This is a genomic window from Nocardia noduli (genome assembly GCF_019038455.1).
Taxonomy (GTDB): Bacteria; Actinomycetota; Actinomycetes; order Mycobacteriales; family Mycobacteriaceae; genus Nocardia; species Nocardia noduli.
Genome location: NZ_JAFMPL010000027.1, coordinates 55,571 through 81,042 on the forward strand (window position 1 = coordinate 55,571; position 25,472 = coordinate 81,042).

Sequence of the window (25,472 nt, forward strand, 5' to 3'; positions counted from 1 at the left end):
ATATCTGATATCGGCCCGTTCCCCGGCTGCGGAATTTCGTCATCGGAGGTATGCCTGTGATCGACTCGAGCTGGGAAGGGATGTTTCACGTGGAACGAGATCTCGATGGAAGCGCCGCATTGTCTGCCGAGTCGGAACCACCCGCCGAGGCCGCCGTCATCTTCGGCGACCGTTTGGAGATCGCCCGCCGGTACTACCTGGCGTTGGCCAGCGCCGGGGTGGAGCGCGGACTGATCGGCCCCCGGGAGGTTCCGCGACTCTGGGATCGCCATATTCTCAACTGCGCTGTCATCGGCGAATTGATTCCCGAAGGCGCGACCGTCGTCGATATCGGCAGCGGTGCCGGACTGCCCGGCATCCCGCTCGCCATCACCCGACCGGATCTTCGGATCACCCTGGTCGAGCCACTCCTCCGTCGGACCATCTTCCTCAGCGAATTCATCGAGTCGGCCGGGCTGGACGTGACCGTCGTCCGCGGCCGCGCCGAACAATCCGGAGTGATGAAAGAAGCGGGCGGCGCGGATGTCGTCACCTCCCGCGCCGTGGCCCCCCTCGCCAAACTCGCCCGGTGGTCCCTCCCTCTCCTGCGGGACCACGGACGCATGCTTGCCCTGAAAGGTGCCAGTGCCGCAGAGGAATTGGAGCGTGACGGCGAGGCATTGGCTCGTGCTGGCGCCGGCAATGCGGAAGTCCTCCAATGTGGCGCCGGTGTCGCGTCGACGCCGACGGTCGTGATCAGTGCGATCCGGCTCCCTCGCTCGGAGCGGGGGGCGCACCGTCGTGGGGAGGGTGGCTCGGGTCGTCGAGGCAAGGTCGCGAAGGGGCGTCGCGAGGGGTCGAGTTGATGGATCGAGTTCGAGGGATCGCGTAGACGATCTGATGGGGGTGGCTGTGCGTTCATCTCGGGCGCTGTCTCCCGTGACGTCCTGTGTTTCCCGTGAAACAACGGTTAATGGGTTCGCGTGGTACTTGGGTCGGTTGTGGTGCGGCCGAGGACGACTCGGCGCTCGCGGTTCATGCGTTTCGTGTGTGAAGTGAGATCGTCGGATGGGCGTAGTCCGATCAGCGCCCGTGAGGGATGCTGAGCCGCCATCCAGTACACGTTGTCGGGCGTCGCGCAGCTGACCGCCCGCAGTTCGGTGGTGAATACATGCGCGGCATGTTGGTGCGTGAGTGGGATGAGCGGTGCGTGGCGGTCAGCGGAACCACGGCTGCTGTTCCTCTCAGGGCTTCTGACGTGTCTTCCGGAGTATTCAGCTGACGTCGAACGAATTCGTATCTCGGCTTTTCGATGCGAGGACTTCGACCGTCATGGCACTTGTCTCGACCTGTTGCCCGGATCTCCGTCGCCGATCGAGGACGGGTAGGTGTCTGGAGTGCGGGATCAGGTGTGTGGCGAACCGGGGCATACAGCTGTGCGGTGCTACCGAAAGGTCCGTATGAATCGGGCCGGCATTCCCGAAGTAGGGATGCCGTCACTCTCCCCCGCGCGACCTGACGCGAACGCCGGGTTCCCCGAGCGCCGAATGTCGCGAGATCCAGCGGCTGCCTGCTGAGCCGAAACCGTGGGCCGTGCGTGCCGTCGATGGCGATCAGCAGCCAGCCGCGAGTGAGTCGATGACGGCGATGGTCCGATTGGTGCTGTCACAGCTTGGGGAATCCGGAAGTCTCTGATCAACTTCGATTCTCGCGCTGAGCTCCGTTGTGGCGCGAGCTCCGTTGTAGCGTGACGCAGAATAGGCGTCGCGTGTTGAGGGGGTGAACCCTCGACGCGCATCCCGTCGACCGAAGCGTCGATCCCGCCGCGGAGGGGGGAAGGGTGTTCTGGCCCGCGGGGGTTAGGCGAACGTCGTCGTAGGCCGTCGGCAGCTGTACGTGCGACTGCGGTGTTCGCCCCCACGGCCGTACTGCCCTCTGCCCCGCAAGCATGCCGCTGCTCGACCGGCCGAGCAGTGAAGCCTTCAGCTCCGCGCTTTCCGGAGTATCGCCTGGATCGCTCTCGGCAAGTGATGCTGTCAGTTCGGATCTGGATCCGCCGACTCTGCGCGTACCCAATCGCTCGGGATAAATTTGCTGAACGGCGCAGCCGGAGGCTGCCGCCGGTCCGCCATCCGCCGGTCCGCCATCCGCCGGTCCGCCATCCGCCGGTCCGCCATCCGCCGGTCCGCCATCCGCCGGTCCGCCATCCGCCGGTCCGCCATCCGCCGGTCCGCCATCCGCCGGTCCGCCATCCGCCGGTCCGCCATCCGCCGGTCCGCCATCCGCCGGTCCGCCATCCGCCGGGAGGATGGCAGAAGCAGTTGGCTGGCGCGTCTTGGCGGACGTTGGTCAGTGGCCGGCACCCGGTTTCGAGACCGTGTGGCAGTGGTCGATTCCCCCGTTGCGGTAGCTCTCGGATTTTGGGCGACCGCGCCACCCAGTTGGGCTGGCATGGCTGGGTCGACGTCGGCAATGTGAAGGTGGTCGGTCGGATGGGCATCGGGCTGAGGTGGGCATCGGGCTGACCGGGGTACGCCGGTGTAGTTGGGTGTGCCAGGCGATGGTGGTGACTGACAGAGCAGGACAGGCGGGGGTGATCCTGCAGAACCCGGGCGGGGTGGTGACGCTGAGTCGTTCGGCGCCGGGGGTGCGCGCGCTCGGCGCTCGCTATAGCTGGTTCAGATGTGAGTTCACCGGGGAGCATGAGGGCCGAGGTGTTGGACGGCTGAGCGTGTGAGCGAGTGATCGTGATCGGTTGGTCACGATTGCGACGACGCCGCCCAGCCGGATACTGGATTGGGCCTATTGGTCGATGGCAGGGTGCGATTCCCGATTCTGAGATGAAGGTACGACGGATACCAATACCGCCGGTGGACGCTGAATGATCGACGATTCGCGGTGTGGGCCACTCCCGGATTCCCTCTGCCGCGCTTCAGTCGGTCGTGGTTTCCCGTGAAACATGTGTCCGTGGGTGGTCATGGAACGCGGTCATCCAGAGATGGGGTTGCCGAGGTGCCGTCGCCGAACGCGGCTTCGGGATGCAGCTACCGAGCGCGGTGACGAAGACCGCGAGTGACGGTGATGCGGTTACGCGACGTGGTGACGGTATGCGGTGAAGGCCGTATCTATTCGAGGGGGTGTTGTCGATGAATCCAACGCGTTGGTGTCATCTCCGAAAGCCACCGGCACGGACGCAGCACCGCCCCGGCGGGCGGCATGTCTTGCGGGCGGGTCATCACGATCACCGACAACAGGTAGAGGTCACCCATCACGGTCAGGTGGCGTGTCGACGATTTACATCTGGGCGGCATGCAACGGCCGGGTCAGGTTGCGGAGGAGTCATTGCGGAGGTGTGGGCACCAGAATTCTTGGTACCGGGAGCCGCTGTGGTTCGGGTGCCGGAGTTGGAAGCCGGGTGGCCGGTCCGCCGCCGTGGAAGCGCGATGATCCGACCGTTCGGCGATGGGATATCGACCGCGCTTCATCATGCGACTCCCGTTGTGCACCACTCCCCCTCGTTCGGCTTCCGAACGACTCCGGACATCTGATCGGTGGATGATCCACGTGAAACCGAGCACCTGTCGAGTGCTGGGAGATGCGCTGGGCGCTGTAACCCGCGAGCCGGTCGCGGTACTCGGGACTTCAGGTGAACGGGTAGAAGCCGACAGTCTGCGTGGCAACGTCGACACGTCTCACCGCGTCGTCGAGCGAATCCACTCGGCCCTCGTTGGCGGTCCTGTCGATCGGGTGGAGGTCGATGGGTTCGTCGGAACGGATGACAGAGGTTCCGATTTCATTGGTGCACAGAATCGTCGCGGCGTGTGTCGACGAGGACTGATCGGACCGGAGTAGTTCGGGGTGGTGCGCCGGTCAGCCGTCTTCGGACCGACGATCTGTCGTATTGAAGGTAACTCCACACCCGCCGTGTCTGTTGGATGGCTCCCGCTGGCTTCTCCGTTCGGTTCGAGGCGATCGTCCGGCGGAGGGTGCGCAGTACTGCCAGCTGAGCGCGCTGGCAACCGTTGGATGTATTCGCGGGCAAGAGCCGGTGATGCGAAAAGCGTGGCAGAGCCTCGAATGGTTGACCAGCGATCTGTGCGAACAGAAGACGGCTGCGTCGAAGCGGCCCGCTTCCGAGACACCGCTCGAGGAGATTCCCACCGCGTCGATCTCGTTGTTCTACGACGCCGGGATCAGCGCCTCGCTGGAGCGCCGATACGGTAATTCGCTCCTGGGTGTTCGACCACCTGGCCCGCAGGATGGCGATGGGCCAAACTGTTCGCCTTTGGAGAGAAGAGCAGCGGGTGTTCGTCGGCGACGTCCGGACCACGCTCGGGAATCGCGTATCGGACACCGGATCGTCTTCATCCGACACGGGACCGTCCATCACCCGACTTCGACTTCCGCTGGAGCTTTGCCGACTCGGAGGAGTTCTCTTGATGGGCTGTATCCGCTGACTGCGACGGGGACGGGGACGCACCAGGATCGAGGTCGAGATCGAGATCGTCACGGGATCCACCTGCGATATCGGCACGTATGGAGGGCGACCGTACCCGTTCGCCAGACGCTCGCCTGGTAGCGCGTCGACGCCGATCACGAATACAGCTCGGCGATCGTGCGGATCTCGCACAGAATCCGACGAACCTGCGACCCTTGTCCTCCGCCCACGTTCTGGTCATCGTTTTCCGGGGTGGCAAGGCACAGGACCTTCAGGACGGTCGCATCACCGGGGTGCACCCTTGGCTCCCCGTGCAGTGGCGGCTCCCCGCGCAGCGTCAGACCGCACGCACCGCCTTGCTGACTGCCGCAGATCCGACTCGAACTGATCCTGTAGCAGCGCAACGACGAACAATCGGCGGTGCGCGAAGAGGACTGGCGAACCAGCCACCGCCCTGAATATCCGAATACACGAAGCCAATTCCAGAACGCGGCGGTGATGAGCTCGAACGTGACCCACTGCGTTTCTCGACCAGCCATCTCAGGATCGGCGCGATTCACGTGAAACTCGGAGTCTCGCGACGTATGGCTTTCCACGAAGCGATGCACCAAATGTCACGGTGCACGGAAGATATTCGCGAACCTGCACCCTCGGCTGCGGAAAGAAGATCGTGGTCTTGAACGGTGGGCTGGCCCCATCACCGCCAAGGTGCGCCAGCCGACTGTGTCTGCAACCTTTATCCACCGCGGAACGGAGAACAGCGCGGGCAACGGGCCACCGAGTGCGCGGGCTTTAGCAACGTCGGCGGAGACCAGTCCGGCCGCCGCCCGGTTCGATTCAGCGCTGATCATCGATAGGACGCCGAGCCTCAGAGTCCTTCTCGAGATCGGTTGTACAGCTTGATCGCCATGCTGGCTCCCGCCAAAGCCGCGAGACTCCCTGAGAAGACGGACGCTCGGTGAGTCGAGCCGAGAACACGCGACATCGAGCAGAACCGGGCGAAACGTTTCACGTGGGTGGGAGTTCGGGAACGACAGCGGCATTGCGATGCTGACAGAAATTCCGGTCCGACACCGACCGGACAGCGGAGGCTGATCGTGTCCAGCACTCACACGAAGGTCGAGTCGGTTTGGACCAGGCGCGGTCGTCTCCTCGGACGCGCATGGCAATCCGATGCGCTCGATAAGCAGCTGCGCAGGAGACCCGGGCCGCCGCGATTCACGTGAAACTCGATGCCGTGCCACGCACGGCTTTCCACGAAGCGACGCAGGGAGTCTCGGTCCGGTACACGGGAGATATTCGCGAGCCCGAGCTGCGGCTGCGGAAAGTAGACAGCCGTGCAGAACCGGCAAGACGTAGAGAACTCCCCGGTGACTGTCATCACCCCTGCCGTGCAAGCGAGTTCAGCCGGGAGCGCGCCACGCTGTACCTCCTACCACTGAAACATTGCGTCACAGTGATGAAAAGATCGGAAGGTCCAGGTACCCACCCGGCTGTTGCATCTCAACACCCATCCCACACCTGTCAGCCGGACGCCCTCCACGCCCACGCTGAAGCCGAGCCCAGCGATCCATGTTTCATGTGAAACATGGCGAACTCGCACGAATTTCGGCGCGAGTTTCGCGTGTCGTCTGTGTCGCACCGCGATTCAGCTTTCCTATCGCGCTGAGTGCTGGCAAGCTAGTGAGCGTCGGGCGTCAGCGTAGGTGCCACGGAGGATGTGAGTGTCACAGCGGCGCGGGCTCCGTCCGCTCGGTCGGACTCCTCGGTCCCAGGTCGAGCATCGTGTTTGGATCCGGCACAGCTGTTGAAGACACAGCGACGGCCTCTGCCGGTCGCACGTGGTCTGAGTTCTCGGGTTAGGAGCTGTCTATGTCGAGCGGTCCGGCGAATGTTTCACGGGAAACGACGTCGCGCGTGCCGGGGATGCTGGACTCCAGCAATCTCGACGCGGAAGCATTCGGAAGCACACCGTTCGGGCACATCTCCCCCAGTGAGACCCCGATCGCGGCCGAAGCTCAGCGCGCCAGTCAGATATTGCATCCAGGAAAGGTGACTGTGCCGAAACCGCACGAGCAACGGATCATCACCATCGCCAATCAAAAGGGTGGGGTCGGAAAGACGACGACGGCCGTCAATCTAGCTGCCGCCCTGGCATACCAGGGGATGACGGTTCTCGTGATCGACCTCGATCCGCAGGGCAATGCGAGCACGGCGCTCGGCATCGAGCACCACTCGGGTGTTCCCTCGAGCTATGAACTGCTCATCGGCGAGGTGTCGGTCAAGGAGGCTATTCAGACCAGCCCGCACAGTGAACGCCTGCTGTGCATTCCGGCGACGATCGATCTGGCCGGCGCCGAGATCGAACTGGTGTCGATGGTGGCCAGGGAGGGGCGGCTCAAGGCCGCTATCCAAGAGGCGAATATCGCCGGCTTCGACATCGACTACGTCATGATCGACTGCCCGCCTTCGCTCGGTCTGCTGACCGTCAACGCGATGGTGGCGGCGAAGGAGGTGTTGATCCCCATCCAGTGCGAGTACTACGCCCTGGAGGGTGTCGGCCAGTTGCTCCGCAATATCGGGCTGGTGCAGGCGCACCTCAACCCTGATCTCCACGTCTCGACCGTGATCCTCACGATGTACGACGGCCGCACCAAATTGGCGGACCAGGTCGCGGAGGAGGTTCGCGGGCACTTCGGCGATATCGTGCTGCGGTCGGTGATCCCCCGCAGTGTGAAGGTCAGCGAGGCGCCGGGCTACGGGATGACGGTCCTCGATTATGATCCAGGCTCCCGGGGTGCGATGAGCTACCTGGATGCCGGTCGGGAAATGACTCAGCGGGCCACCCTGGCCGCGCAGGTCGCGGATGGCGCGTAATCCCCACGGGGTGGCGGTTTTCTGATGGCGAAAAGAGAAGGGATCGGAAAGCCGATGACTCAGGCGAAAAAAGGCGGGCTGGGCCGCGGTCTGGCGGCGTTGATCCCGACGGGGCCGACGACCACGCAGGGTCTCGGCAGTGCGCCCGGGCTCGGCAGTGCGGCGGCGAACGTCGTGATCGGGCTCGACCCCATCGGCCCGCAGCCTGCGTCGGCGTACCTGCATCGCGTCCCTGATCCCTCGGAGGTGACCGAGGACGAGGGCGAACTTTCGACGAGCGGTGCCATCTACCGCGAGATCGCCCCCGACCAGATCGAACCCAATCCCAAGCAGCCCCGCCAGGTCTTCGAGGAAGAGGCGCTGGCGGAGCTGGTGCACTCGATCCGTGAATTCGGCCTGATGCAGCCGATCGTGGTTCGTCGGGTCGAGCCGGGTGTCGATCGCTACCAGCTCGTCATGGGTGAGCGGCGGTGGCGCGCCTGCCAGGAAGCCGGGTTGGAGGCCATCCCGGCGATCGTCCGGGAAACCGCCGACGGGTCGATGCTGCGTGACGCGCTGCTGGAGAACATCCACCGGGTTCAGCTGAATCCGTTGGAAGAGGCGGCGGCCTATCAGCAACTGCTGGAAGAGTTCGACGTCACACACGAGGAATTGGCGACCAGGATCGGACGGTCGCGTCCGGTCGTCACCAATATGATCCGGCTGTTGAAACTACCCATCCCGGTGCAGCGACGAGTGGCGGCCGGTGTGCTGTCCGCCGGACATGCCCGGGCGCTGCTCGGTTTGGAGGCGGGTGCCGACGCGCAGGAAGTGCTCGCCGCGCGGATCGTCGCCGAGGGACTCTCGGTGCGGGCGACCGAGGAATCCGTCACCCTGGCCAATCGGGATCCGGATGCGGCCGCTCCCCCGTCGCCGCGTCGTAAGCCGATTCATATGCCCGGTCTCCAGGATGTGGCCGAGCGGCTGTCGGAATCCTTCGATACCCGGGTCACCGTGAGTCTGGGTAAGCGGAAGGGAAAGATCGTCGTCGAGTTCGGTTCGGTGGAAGATCTCGAGCGGATTGTCTCCCTGATGGAGCAGCAGCAGCTCGGTATGTGAAGTAGATGAAAATCGCCCGTGTGGGCCCGGTATACGGGAGCAGGGCGTTAAAACGTCACTGTGACAGCGCCTTGGAAAAGCGCTCCGGTGGCGCGGGCGAGGGTTCCTGACCAACAGCACAGCGGCATGGGAGTGAGGCAGGTTTCTGTTGATCGCTTATTCTTGCTGGCGAGAAAATAGTGATGCGGCGTGATCGAAGAATCGGATAGCTGGAGGCTGAGCAGAGCGGTGTCGACCAGCGTCACAGCACTTACCCTCGGCGGAGTGGATCAGCTCCCGGCACATGCCAGGCGCTGTGTCTTCTGGGAGATGGACCCGGCCGTCGCCGAGGACTCCCGCGAATTCAGTGATCCTGTCTTCGAGAAGGAAGCATGGCTGTCGACGGTCATGCTCGAATGGGGTTCGTGCGGTCAGCTGGCCAATATCGACGGCAATGTCGCGGGATGCGCGTTGTACTCGCCGCCGAGTGTGGTGCCGCGCGCCGCGCTGTTCCCCACCTCCCCCGTGAGCCCGGACGCGGTCCTGCTGACCACGCTCCGCTCCGAACATCCCTATCGCGATGGCGATGTGGCCCAGCGACTCATCCAGGCCGTGGTGGCCGATCTGGTGCGTCGCGGTGTGCGCGCGCTGGAGGCATTCGGCATCCGCGGTGAGCCGCCCGCCAAGGCGATGTCGGACCGCACCGTCGGCTCGATGCGGTTGATGGAGCGTATCGGCGCACCGGCCCGGGAATCTCGGTCAGCCGGATGTTCGCCGGAGACGTGCATGATCGAGGCCGATTTCCTCGAGGATGTCGGTTTCGAGGTGGTCGCTGCCCATCATCGGTTCCCGCGGTTGCGTCTGGAGCTGAATTCCGACCACGGCTGGAAGGAAGACGTCGAGCGTGCCCTCGACCAGCTGTTGGCCGCCGCTTCGTTGAACGAGGCGACCCGCGTCGGGGCGCACTGACCCCGGATAGACCAATGCGCCCCTGTCGATACGTGATCGGCAGGGGCGCACTGTATTCGGGAAGTCTTGTCCGACCCTAGACCCGGTCGGCCGCGGCGAGCTCTTCGGCCAGCAGTTCCGCGAAGGTGTAGGTGCCGGTCGGCTGATCGTCCTGACCGAGCAGATACAGCCGCTTGACCGAGATCAGGATCGCCTCGGCGATGACATCGCGCATCCTCGGATTGGTGAGGACCGAGGAGTCGTAGCTGTTGGTGAGGTAGCCGATGTCGACCTGGACCGTGGGCATCTTGGTGAGACGCAGCAGATCCCAGGTCCGCGAATGGGTCCGGCAATCCTGCAACGAGGTCCGCGCGACCACCTCGCGCTGGATGAATCCGGCCAGCACCTGACCGATCATCGACACCGAACCGTGCGAATTGCCGAAGTGGAATCCGGCGACGCCGTTGGCCATCGGACTCGGATTGTTCGCGCACCGCAGCGAGATCATCAGGTCGGCGTCGAAGGCGTTGGAGGTCTCGGCCCTTTCGGCATCGGTGGGATTGGCTCCCCAAGGCCGCGAGAGGAAAGTCTCCATACCGGTGGCCGCCATGCGACCCTCCAGCCTGCTCGCCAGATCCCACAGGATCTCCGACTCGTAGACGTCGCCGAATTCGCTCGGCACCGCGTAACCCTTGTCGGGGCCGCCGAGGCCGGGATCGATGACGATCCGCTTACCCGTCAGCTGCGGGCCCGCGCGATGGACGACCTCTTCCTCGGCGATCCGATGCGGATTGCCGCCGGTGACCCTGGCGCCGAGCAGTTCCAGCGACCGCAACGTATCCGGTCCGCAGATGCCGTCCGCGGAGAGCCCGATCTCGCGTTGGAACGCGGTGAGCCCTTCGTGGGTGTGCGGGCCGAAATAGCCGTCGACGCGGTGCACGTAGAAACCGAGGTCCTGCAGCCTGCGCTGCAAGGTGGCGACATCGTCGCCGTACAGCGGCGCGGACAGCTGGTAGATCAGCGTGCGCGCGCCGAGCCGGTAGGACGCTTCCTTGAGGGACCGATAGGTCGCGGGCCCGACGACACCGTCGACGAGAAGACCGCGATGCTGCTGGAACGCGCGCACCGCGGAATCGAGATGGTGGTCGAAGGAGGCGTCGGTATCTTTCCAATAATCGCTCGCACCCGACCGATCGTCGCCGACCGCGTGCGCGTGGAGGAACCCGAGACTTGCCAGGGTGCTCCGAACCTCTGCAACGGCTGGACCGGAATCGCCGTGACGAAGTCGGTGCATGCGTGAGAGCCCTTCCCTTCCGTCGAACTCGGGTACCCACTCATGCGTTGGGATACACCTTCACACGACCACCGCCATGTCGATCGGCGCCTTTTCGCGGCCATGTGCGCGTTATGCACGCTACCGCGTCCGGGCATGTCGTCCACGGCGTGTGGTCGATTGTCTCAGACCTGACCCGGAATCAGACAATCAACCGGGGTCCAGGCATCCTACGGCGCGTCGTCGCACGGCGGTGTTCTTTGGAGAATCGATATCGCAGCGGTACAGGCGCCGCTGTGTCAGAGGACGTCCTCGAGTTCACGTAAGAGGGCGGCTTTGCCCTTCGCGCCGACGATCTGCTTCACCGGTTTTCCACCGGAGAACAGCATCATAGTGGGCAGCGACAGGATCTGATAGTCACGTGCGGTACCGGGATTGGCGTCCACGTCGAGCTTGGCCACGGTGAGTTTATCCGCGTGGGTTCCCGCGATCTCCTCCAGGACGGGGGCGACCATCTTGCACGGCCCGCACCAGTCGGCCCAGAAGTCGACGAGTACCGGCTTCTCGCTGAGCAGGACGTCGTCGGCGAAGGACGCGTCGGTCACGGTGACCGTCTTGGCGCTGTCGGCCATGGGATATCTCCTTGCGGTGGTAGAGCGTTGTGACGAGAACGAGCGGCGGCCGGTCGGACCGGCCGTGGCGGATCACACGCCGGCGACGGGCCGTCCGGCGTGGTCGAGGGTGTTGGAGGTGATATCACCCTGATCGGCCAGCCAGCGTTCCGCGTCGATGGCGGCGCGGCAGCCGGTGCCCGCGGCGGTGATCGCCTGCCGGTAGGTGTGATCGACCAGGTCGCCCGCGGCGAAGACACCGGGGACCTTGGTCGCGGTCGACGGGTGCTCGACCTGTACGTAGCCCTCGTCGTCCAATTCGATCTGATCGCGGACCAATTCGCTGCGCGGATCGTGCCCGATCGCGACGAACAGGCCGGTCGCGGCGAGTTCGGATTCCTCGCCGGTGCGGGTGTCGCGCAGGGTCAGGCTGGTCACGGCCGAATCACCGTTGACCTTCGCGATTTCCGAGTTCAGCACGAACCGGATCTTCTCGTTGGCCTTCGCGCGTTCCAGCATGATGCGCGAGGCACGGAACTCCTCGCGGCGGTGCACGATGGTGACGCTCGACGCGAATTTGGTGAGGAAGGTCGCTTCCTCCATCGCCGAATCGCCGCCTCCGACCACGACGATGTCCTGGCCCTTGAAGAAGAAGCCGTCACAGGTGGCGCAGGCGCTGACGCCACGGCCGAGCAGTTCCTGCTCCCCCGGTACGCCGAGGTAGCGGGCGGCCGAACCCATGGCGAGCACGATCGCGTACGCCCGGTGGGTCTCGCTGCCGACCGTGACGGTCTTGATAGGACCGCTCAGATCGATCGCGTCCACGTCCTCGGTGCGGATCTCGGCGCCGAATCGCTTGGCCTGTTCGCGCATCTCGTCCATCAGGTCCGGGCCCATGATGCCTTCGCGGAAGCCGGGGAAGTTCTCCACCTCGGTGGTCGTCATCAGCGCGCCGCCGAACTGGGTGCCCTCGAACAGCAACGGCTGGAGTTCGGCGCGTGCGGCGTAGACCGCGGCCGTATAGCCTGCGGGTCCGGAGCCGACGATGATGAGGTCGCGAACTGGCGTGCTCATGGGGCCCTTCCGAAAGAAAGCTAGGGAACGTGGGATTCAACAACAGCCTAAACGGCCTTGTTCCCGCGGCGTCAGCACTGTGGCCCGACCCATTATGCCGACAGACCAGGGCGGCGAGCTGATCGCGGCCCGCGGGCTCAGCCGATATCGGTGATGTTCTTCACCTGGGGATCGCCGACGCCGCAGCCGGGGCCGACGACGAGCGCGGTGATCTTCGGCGGATACGGGCCGCTGAGCAGGATCAGCACCGCCGCACCGCCGCGATAGTTCATATCGGTCGAGCCGAGGATCGCGCGGTCGAGTCCGGCCGCGCGCACACAGTCCGCCAGGGCGCTGCGGCTGCCGAGCTGTCCGCTCACGTCGTTGCGGCCGAGGGCGGCGAGGGCGAGCGTGGACGTCAGCTCGCCGCCGGTATCGGTGGTTGCAGGCCCCGCCGTGGGAGGGGATTCGTCGCCGCGCAGGAACTGGGTCGCCACGCCCGCACCCGCGATCACGGCGACGACGGCCGCGGCGGCGGCGAGCCAGCGCAGCGCGACGACGTGGCGGCGGCGCGGGGACAGCGGTGTCGCGAAATGCGGCGGCGAATCCTCGGCGCCGGTCGGCACCGAAGTGGTTCGGGGTCCGTTCGGCAACGGGCGCAGGGTCGCGACCCGCTCGGTGGGCTCCTCGATCGAATCGAGTTCCTCGAGGAACCGCTCCATCCGCGCCGCCACGTCGGGGGGCATGGGGTGCAGTATCCGGTCGTCGACGGCAAGGGCTCGGAGCCGGTCGTCGACGTCGTCGAGCGCCTTCAGATACGCGGCCGCTTCCGAATCGTCGCGGGCGGCCACCCATAGCTGTGCGCCGAGTTCGGGGTCGACATTCCCCGCGTGCAGATCTGCCAGCAACTCCGCGGAGAACGGAGGCTGCGGTACGGACCGGATCGCCATCGCACCTCCATCGCTCTGATCCGACATCGTTCTCTTCCGACATCACAACTGTTCGGGGCTGTCATCGATTCGCCCTCGAGGGCGATACCGCGCAGGCGCCGCATCACTACGGGCACACCATTGATATCGCTTCGTGGTTCGTCACTATTAATGACGCAGCGGGTCTACTTCCGGTTCCCCGGATCGCGCAGAAATTCCAAACGTTCTTTCAACCGTTGTCTGGCACGCGCACACCGACTCTTGATCGTTCCCTCGGGTACCCCGAGCTTCGCGGCGGCATCGGCCACGCTATACCCCGCCATTTCGATCGCGACGAGCGCGGTGCGCTGTTCCGGTGGGAGCGTGAACAGCGCGTGGTCGACGACGAGCGACATTTCCAACTCGGCGAATTCGTCCCGCTCCTCGGCGGGTTCGGGCATGTTCTCCGGTGACAGCGACACCGCGCGCCTGGTCTTGTTGCGACGAATCCGATCCAGGCAGGCGTTGACGACGATCGCGTGCAGCCAACTGCGCACTTCCGCCTCCCCCCGGAAGGACCCGGCGGTGCGGTGGGCCGACAGCAGAGCGTCCTGTAGCGAATCGGCGGCATCCTCGCGGTTGTAGGAGGTGCGCAGTGCCGTCTGCCAGAGGTGATCGTTATGTCTGCGCAGGATTTCGGCGAAGGCGTGACGTTGTCCGGCGACGTGGGCGCGCAGCAACTCGACATCGCTCATGTCGTCGGGCACGAACGAGCGTGCACGGTACGTGACCGGCCGCGATTTCCCCCCACGGGAATCCTCGTTCAATTCGGACGACAAACCCATACCCCTCGGACAGCGCTCACGTGGGCGACAGATCTGCCGATCGCCACCTATAAATTTCGCAGCATCCAGGATCGAGGCACCAGATCCCGGGAAGCTCCCCTTGCTGTGAGAGCGCGAAGGCATCATACCGGGCGGCATGAATCCGCAGCAACCGTGCGGAGGGCCACGGCACGGGAAACGACACGTGCGGGCGAGGAAGAAGGAGGGGCGTGCGCTGCGCTCGTCTTACGGCGCCGCGTCGAAACGCAGATCCGAGATGGCCGTCTGGAACTGGTTGCCGGAGTTACCGAGTCCGGTGATCCACACCAGGACGTAGCGCGCGGAGGCGTCGGCGCGGACCGGGATCTCGGTCGCGCCGTCGGAGAGTTTGGCGGTGCCGATCAGTTGGGTCTGGTCGAGCGTCGGAGTATCCGTCGGGGAGGTGCGGATCTCCACGGTGGTGCCCGCGCTCGGCGAGTTGATCGAGACATTCGTCAACTTCGCCGGGCTCGGCAGCGTGGCCAGCAGCCCGACCCCCTTCTTGAGGGCCGGGAACTGCTGGAAGTACTGATCGGTGCGCCACATGGTGCCCGGGTCCTGATCGATCACCGCTCTGGCGTTGGACCCGTTGTCTGGAGTGCCCTCCGGGGAGAACACCGACACCGCGGTCACCGGGACCGGGACGCCTCCCGGCGTCCCGTCGTTCGGTATCGCGCCGGGAGCGGGCGCGGCGGTGCTGTTGGTGGTGAGGCCGATATTGCGCTGTTCGTTGAGCGGGGCGTCCGACGCGCCCGGCGCGAACATGCTGACCATCCACCAGATGACGATGCCGACCACGAGCGCGGCCAGGATGCCGAGCCCGACCATGATCCACATCATCCGCTGGGAGCGTTCCCGTTCGGCGGCAAGCAGTTCGGGATCGGCCAGCGAGTCGTCGACGGCAGCGCCCTGCGCGGCCTGCCGCTGCCCCAGACGCAGCACCGGGATGAAATCGGTCTTCTGATCGACGACCGACGCCTGCTCGAGCACATGCTGCACGGTGGCGGCGGTGCGTACGCCCTTGTTCGACTCCAACGAACGCACGGCCACGGCGGAGATCTCGAACGGGACCTCCGGGCGGATCTGGCGTGGCTCGATGGGGGTTCCGTCGGTGCCGAAATCGGCCAGGCGCAGCCCGCCGACCGTGGCCGCGGTCCCGGTGACCCCGCCCGAACGGATCGGCCACCGTGCCGTGACCAGCGCGTAGAGCATGGCGCCGAGTCCACGGACATCGGATTGGGCATCCGAATCCGACAGCGTGCCGGGGAAGGCGAGGACCGCGTCGCCGGAAGCGCTGATCCTGATCCGGTCCGGATGGTCGATAGAGAGCGAACCGCCACTGCGGTGGGCCAATTCGGCCGCGGACGCGAGCGCGCGGATGGCCCGAGCCGCGCCGATCGGCGACGGCACGGTGTCAGCCATCTCGCGCAAGGATCTACCCGGTGTCCACTCCGCGACGACGATGCCGCCCGAACTGCCTCGGACCACGTCGAGGACGCGCGCCAAGCCCGGTGAGTTGATCCGGCCGAGCCGCAACGTGCGCGACAGGATCGCCTGCGGTCCATCGTGACCGGAGTTCTCCGCGGACTTCTGGTCGGCGTCGACGAAGGTCAGCGCGACCTCGCGATCGAGTTTGATATCGAGCGCCTGCCAGAATTTGAGTCCGCGCGCGCCGCCGTGACCGGCCAGCAGGCGGTAACGCCCGCCTGCCACCGACGCGCCAGGCATCAGTTTGGGACCGCGCGGCACGGCCCGACGCGCCGCCGGATCCGCGGGGGGCGGAGCCAGTTGCGGAATCGGGATCATGCCGGTGTCGTACATCGGATCTCGTGGTGCGGGCCCCTGATTGTCCCGCGCGTTCCGATCCGATCCCGTAGGTCCGGAGTTGCCCACAGCACCTACGCCGTCCGGGTATCCCGGATTCGACGGGTGTCCTGCGGAGAGCGGAACATCGGTCGAAAGGCCGCCTACCGCGGCCGCAGAAGAATCGGCGGCTGGGACGCCGCCCACCGCCGCGTCGTCGCTCACCCTGGGTCCTCCTTCGCCCTGATATGTCGAGGTTCCGGCGAATTCGCCACTTGTGCTTCTATGCCGAACAGGGTACGGGAACTCGCCCTTGCCGGTGCTGTCAACGGCGTCGGGTCTGATTACGGGCAACACCATGGTCTGCGTGTCCATATACGGGTCGAATGACGGATACCCATACAGGTCCGGCCTACGCAGCACCTGCGTGGCGTACACATCCTCGACCGGGCTGTCCAGATCGAGATCCGGTGCGGGCGGGGTGAACCCGAGACGGCGCGACACGGCCACCGTGATCGCGACGATTTCCGGGATCCCCGCCAAGCGCATCAGGCCGAACGCGACCGAGAACATGACGATCGCCGAGATCACCACCCGGATCAGCGAGCCGAAGCCACCCGAGACCCGGTCGAGGCCGACGATCGCGTTCAGGATCAGCATGACGGCGCCGCCCGCGGCCGAGGCGAGCACGACGCGGGTCACGGTACGTCCGACGTTGACCATGCGCAGATCGCCGAGACTGCGGTGCAGCAGGTAACCGCCGATGATGGCGCCCGCGGTGAAACCGAGTCCCGTCGCGACACCGAGGATGATGACGACCTGGTCGCTGTTTTTCGCCAGCGCGGGGGCGAGCGCCGAGAGCAGCACCTTGATCGTGGTGATGCCGAGGATGATCCAGGTCGGGGTCCACGCCTGCTCCCTGGCGTAGAAGACGCGCAGATGGATCAGGACGAGGGAATAGGGAATCAACGCGAAGGCCGACCAGCCGACCGCGGTGCCGAGCCGTTCGGCGTCGCCGGCGAACCGCGCGTAACCGAACAGCGCCTGGCCGACCTGCGGACCGGCCAGGGTCAGGAAGGTGACGACGGGGACGAGCGCGATCATCGTCAATCGGGTGGCGACGGACAGATCGTCGACCACGGCGGGCGTGTCGTCGGCGGCGGCGTTGCGGCTGAGCCGGGGCATGATCGCCGTGAGCAGGGTGACCCCGAGAACGCCGTACGGCAATTGCAGCAGCAGCCAGGCGTTCTGATAGATCGCCGGACCGGCCTCGTCGGCGGTGGAGGAGATGTGGTTGGCGAAGATCGCGCCCATCTGGCTGATGAGCACGTACAGCATGATGGCCGCGCCCATCTTGCCGAACTGCCTGAGCCTGGCGTCGATTCCCCACAGCGGTCGCAGATCGATGCCGTAGCGGCGGATCGCGGGCAACAGGCTCAGCGCTTGGGTGACGACACCCGCGGTGATACCGCCGCCGAGCAGCAGCAGTTTCGGATCGCTCATCTTCACCGGATCGAGGGTGATCTCGCCGGGGGTGAACGCGTACAGCGCCAGCACGACCAGGACGACGACGTTGTTGAGCACCGGCGCCCATGCGCCGGGTTTGAACGCCTGTCTGGTGTTCAAAATCGCTGTGAGCAGCGCGGACATGCCGTAGAAGATGATCGCGGGCAGCAGCAGATACGTCAGTGCCGTCGTCAGCGAGGTGTCGACCTTGCCGTCGGAGGACACGAAGACGTGGGTCGCGAGAATGGGCGCGGACACCATGGCCAGCAGTGTCGACACGGCCAGGACGACGAATGCCGCCGTCACGAGTCTTCGGACGAAGGCCGCGCCGCCGTCGTCGTCCTCCTGTTCGGCGCGGACCAGGGTCGGCACCACGATCGCGGTCAGCACCGCGCCGAGGACGAGTTCGGCGATCATGTTCGGGATCAGGCTGGCCGAGGTGTAGGCACTGGCGATGGCTGGGCCGAGCGCGGTCAGCAACAGCAGCTGCTTACCGAATCCGGTGATGCGGCTGATCAGCGTCGCGAACGCGATCGACCCCGAATCCCGTAGCAGTCGCGCGTTGGAACTCTCGGTGGACTCGCGTTCCTTCGGCTCCGGCTCGGCTTTGGTGGCGACCGGCCAGTCGTGGGTACGCGGACGGTTCGACGCCGACGCCGACGCTTCGATCCGTTCGGCGGGCGCGGGCCGCCTGCGCTGCGGTGTGGCCGTCGGCTGCGGCTGCGGGTAGTTCGGCGGCGGCGCGAAACGCTGCGCCGGATTCTGGTGGGCCGGATTCGGTGGCGCGGGACCGCGTCGCACGGGTTGTCCGCGATCGGGGTCGGCGGCCTGGCCGGGTGGCGCCTGCTGCGGTCGGCCCTGTCCCGACGACGGAGCGGCCGGATACTGCCGCTGCCCGGGATGTCCCGGCTGCTGTGGCGGTGCGGGTCTGCGCGGCGCGGCGCCCGGTTGCGCGGGCATGGGACCCGACGGCGGTGCTGGCTGACGTGGCATCGCACCCGATTGGCCCGGCATCGGTCCCTGCGGTCCGGGTCTGCGCGGCGCACCCGGCGGTGCGGGTGGCCTCGGCGCCGCTCCCGGCTGCCCGGGCTGACGCGGCGCCTGGCCCGGCTGTACGGGCTGACGCGGCGCCTGGCCCGGCTGCGCGGGCATAGGACCGGACGGTGGCGGTGGTGGCACCCGACGTCCGGGTGGCGGCATCTGACGTCCGGGCGGAGGCGGAGGTACCGGCCTGCTGACACGGGGGACGCGCGGCGGCTGACCGCCGTGCGGATCGCGGTGCGTCACGCCGGGATCCTCCCCGGCTTCGGCAGCGGGGGCCGGTCGTTCCCACGGCGCGGCGGGTGCCCGGCGGGGCGGTGGCCCGTCGGGGCGTTCCTCGGGTCGGGACCGATGAGCGGACAAGTCATCGTCGCTCATCATGCCTCCTGTACCGCGCGGGACCTCTGCATCGGACTCGCTCGAGGTCCGGCGTTTCGCCTAGTTCCCACCCGTCGAGCTCCCCCCATTGTGATGCCATCGGGCCTGTGTGACACAAACACAGTTTCCGTACAGATGTCCTGAATCGTACCGATGTGCGGTTAGGGGTTCGAGTTCACTCATCGTCACGCTCCCGCATGACCTTCTTACGTGCCCGCCGGTACCTACCGACCTGCCGTACCGTACCGGGATCGAAGCCTTCGTCGGCCGGGTCGGGCCTGCCGCGGAACCTGCGCCACAGCCTGCGTCCGGCGAGGAGGAACAGCAGGAGACCGGCACACGCGGTGATGATCGCGAGTGCCTGACCGTAGGCGTTGGAACGCACCGAGACCGAGGTGGCGTTGCCGAGAGGTATGCCTTCCGGGGTCGTGAGCGAGATCGGGATCACCAGATTGCGGCTGTCGCTGACCTCGCTGGGGATCTGGAAGGACCGGGTGCCTTTCGGAGGCAGTTGCTGCTCGCCGATATCGGTGATGCGGGTCTGGGCGGGCGCCTCGATCCGGAAACGGACTCGGATGGCGACCGGCAGATCGTTGCGCGCGACGAGCAGCAGCGGGCTCTGCTCGGAGGCGAGGGTGTACACGCCGCCGGGAGGAAGGACCGTCACCGCGCGATAGGACTCGTCGAGTGCCTTGGTGGTCTGATCGAGTCTGCGCTGGGCGAAGGTGTCGGGCGCGGCGCTGTTACCGGTACGGCGATCCGAGAGCGAGAGCACCCGGATCAGATCATCGCCGAGTGGTGCGAGATAGCCGCGCGGCGTCGGCTCCGACTCGGGGATCTCGACCAGCGCGTGCATCAATTCGGTGATCCTGGTCGCCTGTTCGCGGACCGGGAGCACGAAACGGCCGGGCACCGCGTCCTCGGCGGCCTGGGGCAGGTAGTCCAGTTGGTAGGGCTGCGCGTCGGGCGCTTCGGCGAGCAACTCGGTGAAGGGACGCGCGGTGGCGAGGTTGGATTTCAACAGGAGTTCGACCTGCCGCAACAGGGCCGCGGCCTCGTCCCGGTTGGCGCCCCACTGCTGCGGCGGCATCAGCAGTTGTGATCTCGGCCCGCCGGGCTGCGGATTGAGCGCCGACCACGAGATCGCGCCGAGCGCGTCCTGCATACGCGCCGTGCGGGAATCATTGGTGACGTCGTAGCGCACCCGTTTCGGGGTGAACGACGGCGTCGGCGGATTCGAGCCGACCGCGGCGAGCGCGGTCGCCGACCAGATGTCGAAGGTGGCCGCCCGCAACGCGGGATCGGGCACGGCGGGTGACGCCGGCGCCGATGGAGCCGCGCCGGATTCGGGCGGCGCCGACGCGCCCGCCTGCGGCACCGAGATCTCGGGAACGCGGACGACGGCCGGGGTCGCGGGTTTCGAGTCCGTCCGAGCGCCGGTCGTCGGCATTCCGAGACTGCCCGACGTGGCCTCGGCCGGATCGTCGACACGAGGTTCGCCGACCGGGTAGACGGCGGTGTCGGCCAATACCGCCGTGGTGAATCCGTGGGTCCGCAGGAGCGTTCCGGCTCCGGCGTCGATACTGCCGGAATCGGGAAGGGCGACACCGCGCACCGAGCGCGTCGCCAGGATCGCGTCGACGATATCGGCGGGGGCGTTCACGGCACGCGCCGACAGCGCCGGATCGTTCACCGCCGCCAGCGCCGTGACGTCGACCTGCGCGAAGGGAAGCGCCACCGTGCACACCGACCTCGCCGCGGCACGCAGGCGGTCCAGCCACGCCTGCGCCGCCTCCGCGCCCGATCCCTGCCTGGTGGCGCCGTCCGGGTCGGACGGACTGGCGAGCACGCGGTAGCCGTTGGTCATCGCGTCGACGGTGAGCAGCAGATCCGGGTCGACCGCGACGCAGACCGCCGAGTCGAGATCGCGTTCCTTCGCCCCGCCGGTGCCGAGGACGGCCTCCAGCGCACCGAGCAACTGCTCTAGCCTGCCGCCCTTGCCGAGCGAGGCCGCGAGATCGTCATCGGTGAGTTCGACCTTCCCGTTGACCGATCCCGGCACACCCGCCACCAGGCGGGGGCGATCGGCCAGCGGCCAGATGAGCGTCGTCGCCACGGGCGCGTCACTCGGCGCGGGCGCGGGCGGTCCGCCTTCGGTGCCCGCGGGCAGACCCAGAACGGGCAGCAGGAACCGCGCGTCGTCGAGTCTGGCCTGATTACCGTAGGCGGGTTCGCCGTTCACATTGAGCAGCAGCGGATACACCCCGGGCGCGGAGAGATCGAGCGAGGGCCCGTCCCCGGTCGGGCGCAGCGGGATACTCAGCGTGAACTGTTTGCGCTGGCCGGGGGTGAGTCGTTCGGCGATGTCCTCGAACGACCCGGCGACGTCGTAGTTGACCTGATCGAGGCGAAGTGCCGAGCGCAGATCGCTCGGCGTGGTGACCGCGGCGGCGCGCTGCACGCGCACGCTCACGTCGTCGACGACCCGATCGCCGATATTGGTGACCGTCCCCGCGACGGTCAGCAGCGGGTCGCTGGTGGTGGTGACCGCCGACGGCGACACCGAATCCAGCGACAACTTGAGGAATTTCGGCGTCGCCGGGCTGCTCGATCCGTTCGGCTGCGCCCCGGCTGTGCCACCGGAAAAGAAGCCACCGGACAACATGGGCACAGACGTCACCGAACCGAGCAGGATCAGGACCGCCACGATGATCCGGACCAGTCCACGCGTCATCGCTTGCCGGTCTCCATCCGGTCGATCAACCGATTCGCGACTTCGGCCAGGCGCCGTTCGTCGGCGTAGGCCAGCCGGGAATCGAGTTCGCTCAACGGAACCCAGGCGACCTGGGTGACCTCGACATCGGCGTCGGACAACTCACCACCGACCGAACGCATGAGGTAATGATGCACGGTCTTGTGTACCCGACGCCCCTCGGTCACGAACCAGTAATCGATACTTCCCAATTCGGCGACGACGATCCCGTTGATACCCGTCTCTTCGGAGACTTCGCGAATCGCGGTCTGCTCGGGGGTCTCGCCCTCTTCGATATGCCCTTTGGGCAACGACCACAGCAGCCTGCCGCGTCGATCGGTCCTGCCGATCAGGGCCGCGCTGCGCTGTTCACCCGGACCGTCGAGGCCGTCGACGACCAGACCGCCCGCCGAGGTTTCCCGGACCGTACGCATGCGAGGTTTCGCCGCGTTGGCCGCCGAACCGCGGCGCCGGGGCTGGCGGCGTCGATTGTTCGCTCGATCGGCCGGGGACACCTGGCAATCCTACTGTGCGTGATCGGCGCGCCAACGGCGCGGCGTGCTCGCGGGGCCCTCATGTCGCGGCGACGGCCCGGCGCGTCCGTTCTCACCCGGGACCGGCCCCGGGAGGTCGCGGCGGCGGACCGGCCGAAGGCGCTGGGTAAGCTGCCTGTTCGTGGTTTCGCCCAAGTCCCTCGATGACTCCCCCGACGACGCAGCGCTGGACAGACGCACCCGATTGCTGGCCGCCGCCGCGGTCACATTGGGAGGGTTGTCCGATGTGTTGACGCCGCTGGGCGCGCTGTTCGCGGCACGCGGTCATCAGTTGTATCTCGTCGGCGGCAGCGTGCGGGACGCGGTGCTCGGGCGGTTGGGCACCGATCTGGATTTCACCACCGACGCCAGGCCCGACGTGGTGCAGGAGATGATGCGCGGCTGGGCCGATCACCTCTGGGACACCGGCGGACTGGCCTTCGGGACGGTGAGCGCGGCCAAGGACGATCAGCAGCTCGAGATCACCACATTCCGCAGCGACGACTACGACCGGGTGTCACGCAATCCCGAGGTGACCTTCGGCGACACGCTCGAGGGTGATCTGGTGCGCCGGGATTTCACCGTCAACGCGATGGCGGTGCGGATCGGCGCGACGGGCGAACTGGAGTTCGTCGATCCGCTCGACGGTATCGCCGCGCTGCTCGCGGGTGTCCTCGATACACCCGCGGCGCCGCAGGACTCGTTCCACGACGATCCGCTCCGGATGTTGCGCGCGGCGAGGTTCGTCTCCCAGCTGGGTTTCGAACTCGCGCCACGGGTGAAGACCGCGATGACGGAGATGGCCGAGCAGATCGATCGGATCACCGCCGAGCGGGTGCGCACCGAACTCGACAAACTCATCGGCGGCGAGAATCCGATCGACGGCATCAACGTGATGTGCGAGACCGGTCTGGCCGAGCGGGTGCTGCCCGAGGTGCCCGCCATGAAACTCGAGATCGACGAGCACCACCAGCACAAGGACGTCTACTGGCATTCGCTGACGGTGCTGAAACAGGCCATCGATCTGGAGGACGGCGATCCGGACCTGGTGCTGCGCTGGGCGGCGCTGCTGCACGACATCGGCAAACCCGACACCAAGCGCAACGAGCCCGCGGGCGGGGTCAGCTTCCATCACCACGAGGTGGTCGGCGCGAAGATGGTGCGCAAACGGATGCGCGCGCTGAAATATCCCAAGCAGTTCACCGAGGAGGTGGCGCGGCTGGTCTTCCTGCACCTGCGTTTCCACGGGTACGGCAAGGGACAGTGGACCGATTCCGCGGTACGTCGCTATGTCACCGACGCCGACGAACTGCTGCCACGGTTGCACAAATTGGTCAGGGCCGACTGCACCACCCGTAACAAGCGCAGGGCCGCGGCGCTGCGAGCCACCTACGACGAACTCGAGGAGCGCATCGCGCGCCTGCGCGAGCAGGAGGATCTGGCGAAGGTGCGTCCCGATCTGGACGGCAACGCGATCATGGAATTGCTCGGTCTCCCGCCCGGCCCCGAGGTCGGGAAGGCGTGGAGCTTCCTCAAGGAGTTGCGCCTGGACCGCGGACCGCTGAGCCGGGAAGAGGCCGAAGCCGCCCTGCTGGAGTGGTGGAAGTCGAAGTCCTGATCAGAAGATGATCAGCGTGGTTCCGGCCACGATCGCCGACCGCATCTGCGCCAGATCGAAAGATCCGGTCATCTCGGGCAATTCGACGCGGAACCGGATCAGGTCGTCGTCGCGGGCGGCGAACGCGACGCGCGCGCGGTGCGGCAGTTCGGTCAGGCGCACGCCCGGCGCGTGGACGAGGGTGCGCGGCACCCGGAAACCGAGCCAGTTCACCCGGTGGACCTCGATCGTCAGCAGATCGTCGGTGATGGCGGCGTCGATGAGCGCTGTCAGCCTGCGGGTCCGGTGCGAAGCCCTGATCAGGCCGTTCTGCTCGACACGTAACGACCAGTCGAGCGGTTGTTCGTTGAGCCAGCCGACCAGCGCCTCGACGGTGAGCGTGCCCTCGACGTCGATGTGGGAGGCGCGGACCTTGGTCGGGACGCCGGGGATCATCCTGACCCCGTGCGCGATCACGGTGACCGCTTCGACCGGGTGGGCGTCCCAGTGCACCCGGGACAGCACGGTCTTGGTCTGGAAATGCGCGCCCCGGCGTCGCACCTTGAGTACCTGGAGGGTGGCGTGCACGTCGTGGCCGAGCAGCGTCGCGGTGAGTTCCTGGCCACCGAAACGGCTGAGGATGCCTTCGCTGAGCACGGTCATCAACACGTCGGGCATCAGCGCGGTGACGGTGCCCATGCCGAGGTCGGCTACCGGATCCACCCAGGAGGTGGTGACGGTGACCCACTGCTCCAGCCAGGACTGGTCGAACAGGCGTTTACCGAGATCCACAGCCCGGGACGGCGACCATGACTTCGGATCGAAATACGTGGCCATGACCGGTCCGAGAGTACTCGGCGGCCGATGGTGGCACAGTGGGTATGTGGTCCGAGTCACCTGGGACCCAGGTGTCCCGGGGGTCCGGCAGATCGACATTCGGAGGACGGGTATGCCGCTGGATCTGAACAGTGATCTCGGCGAAGGCTTCGGCGCGTGGACGATGGGCGACGACGCGGCCATGCTCGACATCGTCACCAGCGCGAATATCGCGTGCGGGTTCCACGCGGGCGATCCGGTGATCATGCGCAGGACCTGCGCGCTCGCCGTCGAGAAGGGCGTGCGGATCGGCGCGCACGTCGGCTATCGCGATCCGGCGGGATTCGGGCGACGGGCGATCGTGATGGATCCGTCCGAACTGCGCGACGAGACCCTCTACCAGATCGGTGCTCTCGACGCTTTCGCGCGTGCTGCGGGCGATCGGGTGCGCTACGTCAAACCGCATGGCGCGCTCTATCATTCGGCGGGCCGGGATCGCCGGTACGCCGACGCCGTGATCGCGGCGCTGGCCGAATACGATCCGCGCCTGGCGCTGCTCGGTCCGGCGGGCAGTAGGTTGGAGGACGCCGCGGTGGCGCGCGGTGTGCGTTTCGTCGGCGAGGGATTCGCCGATCGCGGGTACACCCCGGCGGGCGCGCTCGCCCCACGCGGGACCCCCGGCGCGGTTCTGCACGCGAACGAGGCCGTGGCGCAGGCGGTATCGATCGCGCTGACCGGCGGCGTACGCGCCGTCGAGGGCGGCGAGGTGAAGGTGGTGGCGCAGAGTATCTGTGTGCACGGCGACACCCCGTCCGCCGTGGAGATGGCACGGCGGATCCGCGTCTCGCTGGTCGATGCCGGAGTTCCCGTCGAGTCGTTCGCGTGACCGGCCGCCACGGCGGATCGCGTGGAGCCGACAGCGCTGATTCCCCGTCGATCCTCGGCGAACGTTCCGGCGGGGACGGGGACCGGGACTGCGGCGGCAGCGAGTACGGCGGGGACGGCGGTCGGGACGGGAA

Annotated in this window: 17 protein-coding genes; 6 read left to right on the forward strand and 11 right to left on the reverse strand. The window is 66.6% G+C overall.

Annotated features, from left to right (window positions below; genetic code table 11):
- Positions 1-80 precede the first annotated feature (80 nt).
- A complete protein-coding gene (gene rsmG / locus JZ792_RS17440; RefSeq protein ID WP_216911533.1) occupies positions 81-845 on the forward strand; it encodes a 16S rRNA (guanine(527)-N(7))-methyltransferase RsmG in 765 nt (254 codons plus the stop codon).
- A gap of 1,170 nt (positions 846-2,015) precedes the next feature.
- On the opposite strand, the gene JZ792_RS17445 is transcribed toward rsmG, so the two are convergent.
- Together JZ792_RS17445 and JZ792_RS17455 are read right to left on the reverse strand one after the other, a co-directional pair.
- Positions 2,016-2,276, reverse strand: coding sequence for a hypothetical protein (locus tag JZ792_RS17445; RefSeq protein WP_216911520.1), 261 nt, complete (start codon positions 2,274-2,276; stop codon positions 2,016-2,018).
- 2,296 nt (positions 2,277-4,572) lie between these two features.
- On the reverse strand, positions 4,573-5,025 hold the full coding sequence (locus JZ792_RS17455) for a hypothetical protein (protein ID WP_216911521.1): 453 nt from the start codon (positions 5,023-5,025) through the stop codon (positions 4,573-4,575).
- A gap of 1,318 nt (positions 5,026-6,343) precedes the next feature.
- Here JZ792_RS17455 and JZ792_RS17460 point away from each other — a divergent pair.
- The 3 genes from JZ792_RS17460 to JZ792_RS17470 all read left to right on the forward strand — a co-directional run bounded on the left by JZ792_RS17460 (position 6,344) and on the right by JZ792_RS17470 (position 9,340).
- Positions 6,344-7,294: a ParA family protein gene (locus JZ792_RS17460; RefSeq protein ID WP_232839490.1), complete on the forward strand. Its 951-nt coding sequence runs from the start codon at positions 6,344-6,346 to the stop codon at positions 7,292-7,294.
- Between the two features lie 54 nt (positions 7,295-7,348).
- Positions 7,349-8,392 carry a ParB/RepB/Spo0J family partition protein gene (locus JZ792_RS17465; RefSeq protein WP_216911522.1) on the forward strand — a complete coding sequence of 348 codons (1,044 nt, stop codon included), beginning with the start codon at positions 7,349-7,351 and terminating at the stop codon, positions 8,390-8,392.
- A gap of 228 nt (positions 8,393-8,620) precedes the next feature.
- Positions 8,621-9,340: a GNAT family N-acetyltransferase gene (locus JZ792_RS17470; protein WP_216911535.1), complete on the forward strand. Its 720-nt coding sequence runs from the start codon at positions 8,621-8,623 to the stop codon at positions 9,338-9,340.
- Positions 9,341-9,416: 76 nt separating this feature from the next.
- On the opposite strand, the gene JZ792_RS17475 is transcribed toward JZ792_RS17470, so the two are convergent.
- The 8 genes from JZ792_RS17475 to JZ792_RS17510 all read right to left on the reverse strand — a co-directional run bounded on the left by JZ792_RS17475 (position 9,417) and on the right by JZ792_RS17510 (position 22,022).
- The gene (locus tag JZ792_RS17475; protein ID WP_216911523.1) at positions 9,417-10,613 is read right to left on the reverse strand and encodes an N-acetylmuramoyl-L-alanine amidase; all 1,197 of its coding nucleotides are present in this window, start codon (positions 10,611-10,613) and stop codon (positions 9,417-9,419) included.
- A gap of 278 nt (positions 10,614-10,891) precedes the next feature.
- A complete protein-coding gene (trxA, locus tag JZ792_RS17480) occupies positions 10,892-11,224 on the reverse strand; it encodes a thioredoxin (RefSeq protein WP_109522968.1) in 333 nt (110 codons plus the stop codon).
- A 72-nt stretch (positions 11,225-11,296) separates the two neighbouring features.
- Positions 11,297-12,277 carry a thioredoxin-disulfide reductase gene (trxB, locus tag JZ792_RS17485; RefSeq protein ID WP_216911524.1) on the reverse strand — a complete coding sequence of 327 codons (981 nt, stop codon included), beginning with the start codon at positions 12,275-12,277 and terminating at the stop codon, positions 11,297-11,299.
- A gap of 137 nt (positions 12,278-12,414) precedes the next feature.
- Positions 12,415-13,206, reverse strand: coding sequence for an RsmA family anti-sigma factor (locus JZ792_RS17490; RefSeq protein ID WP_216911525.1), 792 nt, complete (start codon positions 13,204-13,206; stop codon positions 12,415-12,417).
- 164 nt (positions 13,207-13,370) lie between these two features.
- Positions 13,371-13,919: an RNA polymerase sigma factor SigM gene (gene sigM / locus JZ792_RS17495; protein WP_254189963.1), complete on the reverse strand. Its 549-nt coding sequence runs from the start codon at positions 13,917-13,919 to the stop codon at positions 13,371-13,373.
- Positions 13,920-14,234: 315 nt separating this feature from the next.
- Positions 14,235-18,329 (reverse strand): murein biosynthesis integral membrane protein MurJ, encoded by a 4,095-nt coding sequence (locus JZ792_RS17500; RefSeq protein ID WP_254189964.1) that lies wholly within the window; start codon positions 18,327-18,329, stop codon positions 14,235-14,237.
- Positions 18,330-18,930: 601 nt separating this feature from the next.
- Complete coding sequence (locus JZ792_RS17505) at positions 18,931-21,489, reverse strand: DUF6049 family protein (protein ID WP_216911527.1); 2,559 nt, start codon at positions 21,487-21,489, stop codon at positions 18,931-18,933.
- Entirely contained in the window at positions 21,486-22,022 is a 537-nt protein-coding gene (locus tag JZ792_RS17510; RefSeq protein WP_109522973.1) for an NUDIX hydrolase, read from the reverse strand. The genes JZ792_RS17505 and JZ792_RS17510 overlap by 4 nt, the downstream gene beginning before the upstream one ends.
- Positions 22,023-22,182: 160 nt before the next feature.
- Here JZ792_RS17510 and JZ792_RS17515 point away from each other — a divergent pair, with 160 nt between their 5' ends.
- Complete coding sequence (locus JZ792_RS17515; RefSeq protein ID WP_438804339.1) at positions 22,183-23,658, forward strand: CCA tRNA nucleotidyltransferase; 1,476 nt, start codon at positions 22,183-22,185, stop codon at positions 23,656-23,658.
- Here JZ792_RS17515 and JZ792_RS17520 read toward each other — a convergent pair whose 3' ends face one another.
- Entirely contained in the window at positions 23,659-24,474 is an 816-nt protein-coding gene (locus JZ792_RS17520) for a hypothetical protein (protein WP_216911528.1), read from the reverse strand.
- A 112-nt stretch (positions 24,475-24,586) separates the two neighbouring features.
- On the opposite strand from JZ792_RS17520, the gene JZ792_RS17525 reads away from it, so the two are divergent.
- Entirely contained in the window at positions 24,587-25,339 is a 753-nt protein-coding gene (locus JZ792_RS17525; RefSeq protein WP_216911529.1) for a LamB/YcsF family protein, read from the forward strand.
- Positions 25,340-25,472 lie beyond the last annotated feature (133 nt).

What these genes read in the sequence shown, in the direction of transcription:
- JZ792_RS17525 (WP_216911529.1), top strand. Translation starts at nt 24,587, where the DNA reads ATGCCGCTGGATCTGAACAGTGATCTCGGCGAAGGCTTCGGCGCGTGG.
- JZ792_RS17475 (WP_216911523.1), bottom strand. Translation starts at nt 10,613, where the DNA reads ATGCACCGACTTCGTCACGGCGATTCCGGTCCAGCCGTTGCAGAGGTT.
- JZ792_RS17490 (WP_216911525.1), bottom strand. Translation starts at nt 13,206, where the DNA reads ATGGCGATCCGGTCCGTACCGCAGCCTCCGTTCTCCGCGGAGTTGCTG.
- JZ792_RS17445 (WP_216911520.1), bottom strand. Translation starts at nt 2,276, where the DNA reads ATGGCGGACCGGCGGATGGCGGACCGGCGGATGGCGGACCGGCGGATG.
- JZ792_RS17500 (WP_254189964.1), bottom strand. Translation starts at nt 18,329, where the DNA reads ATGCCACGTCAGCCAGCACCGCCGTCGGGTCCCATGCCCGCGCAACCG.
- trxB (WP_216911524.1), bottom strand. Translation starts at nt 12,277, where the DNA reads ATGAGCACGCCAGTTCGCGACCTCATCATCGTCGGCTCCGGACCCGCA.
- JZ792_RS17520 (WP_216911528.1), bottom strand. Translation starts at nt 24,474, where the DNA reads ATGGCCACGTATTTCGATCCGAAGTCATGGTCGCCGTCCCGGGCTGTG.
- rsmG (WP_216911533.1), top strand. Translation starts at nt 81, where the DNA reads ATGTTTCACGTGGAACGAGATCTCGATGGAAGCGCCGCATTGTCTGCC.
- JZ792_RS17505 (WP_216911527.1), bottom strand. Translation starts at nt 21,489, where the DNA reads ATGACGCGTGGACTGGTCCGGATCATCGTGGCGGTCCTGATCCTGCTC.
- trxA (WP_109522968.1), bottom strand. Translation starts at nt 11,224, where the DNA reads ATGGCCGACAGCGCCAAGACGGTCACCGTGACCGACGCGTCCTTCGCC.
- JZ792_RS17465 (WP_216911522.1), top strand. Translation starts at nt 7,349, where the DNA reads ATGACTCAGGCGAAAAAAGGCGGGCTGGGCCGCGGTCTGGCGGCGTTG.
- sigM (WP_254189963.1), bottom strand. Translation starts at nt 13,919, where the DNA reads ATGAGCGATGTCGAGTTGCTGCGCGCCCACGTCGCCGGACAACGTCAC.
- JZ792_RS17460 (WP_232839490.1), top strand. Translation starts at nt 6,344, where the DNA reads ATGCTGGACTCCAGCAATCTCGACGCGGAAGCATTCGGAAGCACACCG.